The sequence below is a fragment of the Vicinamibacteria bacterium genome (assembly GCA_035620555.1).
Lineage (GTDB): Bacteria > Acidobacteriota > Vicinamibacteria > Marinacidobacterales > SMYC01 > DASPGQ01.
Map to the genome: position 1 here is coordinate 1 of DASPGQ010000816.1, position 6,694 is coordinate 6,694.

Sequence of the window (6,694 nt, forward strand, 5' to 3'; positions counted from 1 at the left end):
TCCTGGACAAGACGCCATGAACGAACGCCGCATCGAATTGACGATCGACGGCCGACCCGCGGCCGTTCCCGAAGGCGCCACGCTGCTCGATGCGTGTCACGCCGAGGGGATCGGCACCCCCACGCTGTGTTTTCTCGAGAACCTCACCCCCGTCAACGTCTGCCGGGTTTGCGTTGTCGAGCTCGAGGGATCTCGAACGCTCGTTCCCGCCTGCCCGCGGAAGGCCGAGTCCGGGATGAAGGTCCAAACCGACAGCGCGCGGGTCCGGCACAGCCGAAAGCTCGTGCTCGAGCTTCTCGCTTCCTCGGTGGATCTTTCGCTGGTGGGCGGGGAGATCGGCCGCTTCATGGAGCGCTACGAGGTCGACGCGGGGCGGTTCGGCGCCGAAGCGAAGACCGTCGCTCAGCCGGTGAAGATCCACGACGAGATGTACGTTCGCGATTACAGCCGCTGCATCCTCTGCTACAAGTGCGTCGAGGCGTGCGGCGAGGACGCTCAGAACACGTTCGCCATCTCGGTGGCGGGCCGTGGTTTCGGCGCAAGCATCTCGACGGAGCACGATACCCGGCTCGACCAATCCGCCTGCGTCTATTGCGGCAACTGTATCGGCGTATGCCCCACCGGCGCGCTCATGTTCAAGAGCGAGCATGACCTGAGGCAGGCGAATCAATGGGACGAGTCGAGGCAGACCGTCACCCGGACGGTTTGTCCTTACTGCGGCGTCGGCTGCAACCTCGAGCTCCGGGTGCAGGACAACAACATCGTGAGGGTCACGTCCCCGACCGACCACGACGTGACCCGGGGCCATCTCTGTATCAAAGGTCGTTTCGGCATCCAGTTCGTCCAGAACCGGTGAGTGCCGCTGTGCTATGCTCCGGCCCGTTATGCTCCGAGCCTTCTGGATCTGCGCTTTGGTGGCCAACCAAGCCCAGGACGCCTCTCAGAAAAAGAGCGAGGAAGAGAAGCCGACCCTCAGCTACGAGGAGGTCGTCGTCGTCACCGCGGCGGCGACGGAACAGCCGATCCTCGACGCGGTCGCGCTCGTAAGCGCGCTCACGGAAGAAGACGTCGTCCGCTCTCCGGCCCTCGTCATCGACGAGCAGCTCCGAAGAGTGCCGGGTTTCAATCTTTTCCGCCGGTCGTCCAGCTTGTATTCGCACCCCACGACCCAGGGTGTCTCGCTTCGGGGGATCGGGTCGAGCGGAGCCAGCCGGAGCCTCGTCCTCTGGAACGGCATCCCGTTCAACGATCCCTTCGGGAACTGGATCTATTTCAACCGGCTACCGACGCTTTCTCTGCGAACGGCGGAGGTGGCGCGGGGAGCGACGAGCCAGCTCTACGGGAGCTCGGCCCTTGGAGGAACGATTCAGCTCCTTCCCCGCACTCCCGCCGAGCGCACTTTCGATCTCCGCCTGCAGGCGGGCAACCTCGATACCTACGACCTCGACGTCTTCACGTCGGATCGCAGTGGAGACTGGGCCTGGCTCGCCTCGGGCCGTGTATTCGACACCGAAGGATACATTCAAGTCCGCGAGGAAGAACGTGGCCCGGTCGACATTCCCACCAACGCAGCGTTTCAGAGCTTCGTTGGCCGTCTCGAATATCGCGACTTCCACGCGGGCGTCAACCTGTTCAATGAGAAGCGGAGTAACGGCACCCCCATCCAGCAGAACGACTCCCAGATTTTTCTCGTCGAGACCGGCTACGACGCCGAACGGTGGAGCTTCAACTTCTACGGGCAGGGCCAGGAGCTCAACAGCGACTTCTCGCGCATCCTCCCCGATCGCTCACAGGAGTTCCAAACGGCGGAGCAGCACTTTCCCTCCACGGGATTCGGAGCCTCGTTCACCATGCGGAGCGTTACCGGGCTTCAGTACGGCATCGACTGGCGACGCGCGAGCTGGGACGTCAACCGCCAGAATTTCGTCGGAGCCTTCGCGCAATATCTATTCGCGCCGGACCCGCGGCTCGACGTTCTCCTCGGGGGCCGATTCGATCTGTGGGAGAACCGGACTACCCAGGGAACGTTCAATCCCCGTGCCGGGGTCGTGTACCGCGCTTCCAACTTCGCGACCGTTCGGGCGTCCGCTTACCGGGGCTTCCGGGCGCCCTCGCTCAACGAGCTCTACCGGCCGTTTCAGCTCGGGAACATCGTCACCGATGCCAACCCGGACCTCACCGAGGAGTACCTGTGGGGCTTCGAGGGAGGAGTCGACGTCCATCCGAGCCGCCTGCTTCTCCTGCGTTTCAACGCCTTCTACAATTCCCTGCAAGACCCGGTCGCGAACGTCACCCTCGGAATCGCAAACGGGCAAATCCTTCGACAGCGTCAGAATCTGGGAAGCGCGACCATCCAGGGGCTCGAAGCCGAGGTCTCGTACCGCGTGGCGGACCCTTGGCAGATTCGGGGCGCCTACCTCTTCTCCGACGCGGTGGTCGACGAGACCGGCCTCGCGATTCCACAGGTTCCACGCCACCAGGCAACTTTCGGAGTGTTCTACGACGGTCCGTTCCAGTTCACGGCCGATGTACGCGTTACCGGTGAGGCTTGGGACGACGACCGGAACGAGCTTCTCCTTCCCGCATACGGAGTGCTCGATCTGTCGACCCGAATCCCGCTATCGAGGAGACTGGATCTCTATGTAGCCGTGGAGAACGTGACCGATACCGAGTACGTCGTGCGTCTGACCCCGCTCGAGAACCTCGGAACGCCGCGGCTGGTACATGGGGGCATCGAGATCCGACTCTTTCGGTGAGCTCGAGTCTCAGCGAGCTTCGACCGGCTCGTTCCGGCTGGGTACGATCGGCGGGACGACCTTGATGGGACGTCTCTCGGCCGCCACTCGCACCGGACGGATGGGCTTGCGCACATGCACCAGACGGGGCTGACGATGTGCATTTCTAATGTGAACCATGAGGCATTGGAAGAGCAATCCCAATGCCATCAGCCATCCCCACCGCCTCCGCTCCGATCTCGTTGATTCAGAGTCATTTGTCGGATTGTCCTACCACGTGCCCCCATTCTCTTCCGAAAGTAGTTTCCGAAAAATTGGTATCTGATTACCGATTCAGATAAAATCGGTAATCGTGATCCGACTGCTTCTCGCCTCCCAAACGGGCGCCACTGGCAATCGAATCGAGAAACTGCTCCAAATCGGGGGCATCGAAGCCGCGAGCGCTGCGAGCGCCGACGGCGTCCGCGCCAGGCTGACGCGGGACGACTTCGACATGCTCGTCATCGAGCAGAGCCTCTTTCCGGAAAGAGCCATCGACTTTCTGACCGAGCTCCGTTCGCTTCCCGAGCATCCCGGAGTCGTGGTCCTTGCGCCGGAGGACGACCCCAGACGACGCGCCGAGCTGCTCGCGTCCGGTTGCGACGCCGTCTTGTGGCTCGGCCTCGACGACGACACACTCGGCGCCACGCTCGTTTCGCTCGCCCGCCGGAGGGGCGACGAAACTCTGGAACGGCTCGGTGCCGAGCGCGCCGAGAAGCGTTCGACTCTCGCCGATTTCACGTCGGCGAGCTCCTCGATGCAGCACCTCCTGCGGATGGCCCGCCGGTGCGTGAAAGGTGACTCCGCACTTCTCATTCTCGGCGAGACGGGCGTCGGAAAAGAACGTCTGGCCCGCTCGATCCACTCGGAGAGCGCACGCTCGCGCGGGCCGTTCATCACCGTCAACTGCGGCGCCCTTCCGGAAACCCTGCTCGAGACAGAGTTGTTCGGCCACGAGGAAGGTGCATTCACCGGCGCGGTTCGCTCCCGTCGCGGCTATTTCGAGCTCGCGCATCGCGGCACGATCTTTCTCGACGAGATCGGTGAGATGCCGCTCCACCTCCAGGTGAAACTGCTGCGGGTGCTCGAGGACAAGAGCATCTACCGGGTCGGCAGCGAAAAGCCCGTGAGAGTCGACGTAAGGGTGATGGCGGCGACGAATCGCGATCTAAAGCGTGAGATGGAATCAGGCCGATTTCGCCCCGACCTCTATTACCGACTCGCCGTCGTGACGCTCCACGCACCCCCGCTTCGAGAACGACGAGACGACATACCGGAGCTGGCTCGCGCCTTTCTCGAGACGAGCCGGCGCAAGCTCGTGAGACCCGTTACCGGCTTCGAGCCCGAGGCGATTCAAGCCCTGGTGCGCCACGATTGGCCCGGCAACGTCCGCGAGCTCATGAACGTCGTGGAACGTGCCGTTCTGCTCGCACCGGGGCGCAACGTTCGCGTCGACGATCTGAGGGCGTCCAACCAATGGGAGGCAGAACCGACTCGGACCGAAATGCCTCCCGGGGATCGAAGAAGGCGGAGTCTCGGCGAAGCACGCCGCCACGTGGTCGCTCGCTTCGAACAGGAGTATCTTCGTCACCTCCTCGGCGAGACGCGCGGTCGGATCGGTGAGACGGCGCGTCTTGCGGGCATCACCGAGCGCACGCTCTATACGATGATGAGACGCCACGGTCTTCGAAAGGAAGACTTCAAGTCGATGACCGGAGACGACGCCGAGTGAGTTAGAATCGGCACCGAGCAAACGCCGAAAGGAGACTCGAATCGAATGCCTCGAGCGATCCACCTCGTCGTCCTGAGCACGTTGCTTTCGACCGTCCCGTCCCATGCCGAGGAAGACAGCTTGAAGGGCTTCCTGCCCGATGAAGTCGCGGCGGCGCGCGAGTGGGAAACGAAGCTCAGGGAGATCCCCAATCCGGCGAACCTTCGTGAGTACATGAGGGTCATTACCGAGGAGCCTCACATCGCCGGGCTTCCCGGCAGCAAGAAGGTAGCGGACTACATTCTCTCGCAATTCAAGTCGTGGGGGCTGAACGCCTGGATCGAGGAGACCGAAGCGCTCATGCCCCTTCCAACCGAGAGGCACGTGGAGCTCCTCGAGCCGACGAGCTATGTTGCCAGGCTGGAGGAGCCGAGCCTGCTCGAGGACAAGGACTCGGCCGACCCCGGTCAGCTGCCGACTTATAACGCCTACGCCGCCGAGGGCGACGTCACCGCACAGCTCGTGTACGTGAACTATGGCATCCCCGAGGACTACGAGAAGCTCGGGGAAATGGGGATCGATGTCGAGGGCAGAATCGTCATCGCCCGTTACGGAAAGAGCTGGCGCGGTATCAAAGCCAAGCTTGCCCAGACGCATGGCGCGGTCGGATGCCTCATCTATTCCGACCCCAGAGACGATGGCTACTTCGAAGGGCTCACCTATCCCGAGGGGCCGTTTCGTCCCGACCATGGCGTGCAGCGTGGAAGCATCATGGACATGCCCATCCATCCGGGCGATCCCCTGAGTCCGGGGTTCGGTGCCAAGTCAGGGGAGCCCCGGCTCGACATCAGCGAGGCGAAAACACTCGTCAAGATTCCCGTGCTTCCCATATCCTACGGTGACGCGCTCCCTCTTCTTCGGAGCCTCCGGGGGCCGATAGCACCCGACGAGTGGCGGGGAGCTCTTCCCATCACGTACCACATCGGGCCGGGACCCGCGCTCGTGAACCTCAAGCTGTCGCTCGACTGGAAGACACGCCCGCTGTACAACGTCATCGCCCGGATCGACGGCTCGATGTTCCCCGACGAGTGGATCGTGCATGGAAACCATCACGATGGATGGAACAACGGGGCTATGGATCCCACGAGCGGAAACGTCGCTCTGATGGAGACCGCGCGCGCGTTCTCCGAGCTCTTGAAACAGGGCTGGAAGCCCAAGCGAACGATCATTTTCGCGTCGTGGGACGGAGAGGAGTGGGGACTCCTCGGCTCCACCGAGTGGGCGGAGACTCACAAAGAAGAGCTGCTTCGGAAGGGGGTCGCCTACATCAACAGCGACAGCACGGGGAAGGGCTGGCTCAACATGAGCGGAAGCCACACGCTCCAGGAGCTCATCAACGACGTGGCGCGGGACGTTCCCGACCCTGAACGGGGCGTGAGCGTCTGGCAGGCCGCGCGCGATAGGGCGCTCGAGCAAGCAAAGGACGATGCGGCCCGCAACGAGATCGAGCAGAGCGACGATCTCCGGATCGATGCTCTGGGCTCGGGCTCGGACTACACGGTGTTCCTCGATCATCTGACGATGGCATCTTTGAACCTGGGCTTCGGCGGCGATAGTCCCGGTGGGGTCTATCATTCGAACTACGACTCCTTTGACTGGTACCGGCGTTTCTCGGACGGCGACTTCGTGTTCGGCCGCGCCCTCTCCCAGACGATCGGAACGGCGATCTTGCGGCTCGCGGACGCCACGATCCTGCCGTTCAACTTCATCGATCTCGCCGACACCATGGCTCGTTACGTCGAGGAGATCCGCGAAGCCCATGCCGAGATGGAACAGGCCGCTGAGGTCGACCTGACGCCAGTCGACGCCGCGCTCGACAAGCTGCGCGCGGCTGGGGAGGCCTACGAGGCGGCGCTCAGAAACCTCGAGAGCGCAGGCGCGAGTGCCCTGCTGGCTCAGCCGGAGCTTCAGCGGCTCAACCATCTCCTCTACACGTCCGAGCGACGACTGGCTCACGATGAAGGTCTTCCCCACCGCGAGTGGTTCCGCCACCAGGTCTACGCGCCGGGCTTCTACACCGGCTACGGTGTCAAAACGATTCCCGGAATCCGCGAAGGCATCGAAGAAGAAGCCTGGGAGCAGGCGCGGCATTACGTGAGGGTCGTCTCCGAGGCTCTCGAGAGCCTGGTGAGCCAAATCGACGAGGCGC

At 63.0% G+C, this 6,694-nt stretch carries 4 protein-coding genes; all 4 read left to right on the plus strand.

Features of this window, described 5'->3' with window-relative positions:
• The first annotated feature begins 16 nt into the window (after positions 1-16).
• A complete protein-coding gene (locus VEK15_32610) occupies positions 17-856 on the plus strand; it encodes a 2Fe-2S iron-sulfur cluster-binding protein (protein HXV65484.1) in 840 nt (279 codons plus the stop codon).
• Positions 857-884: 28 nt separating this feature from the next.
• Positions 885-2,756 carry a TonB-dependent receptor gene (locus VEK15_32615; GenBank protein HXV65485.1) on the plus strand — a complete coding sequence of 624 codons (1,872 nt, stop codon included), beginning with the start codon at positions 885-887 and terminating at the stop codon, positions 2,754-2,756.
• A 331-nt stretch (positions 2,757-3,087) separates the two neighbouring features.
• Positions 3,088-4,506 carry a sigma-54 dependent transcriptional regulator gene (locus VEK15_32620; GenBank protein ID HXV65486.1) on the plus strand — a complete coding sequence of 473 codons (1,419 nt, stop codon included), beginning with the start codon at positions 3,088-3,090 and terminating at the stop codon, positions 4,504-4,506.
• A gap of 45 nt (positions 4,507-4,551) precedes the next feature.
• Positions 4,552-6,694 (plus strand): transferrin receptor-like dimerization domain-containing protein (locus VEK15_32625; protein ID HXV65487.1); only part of this gene is annotated, 2,143 nt, incomplete at its 3' end.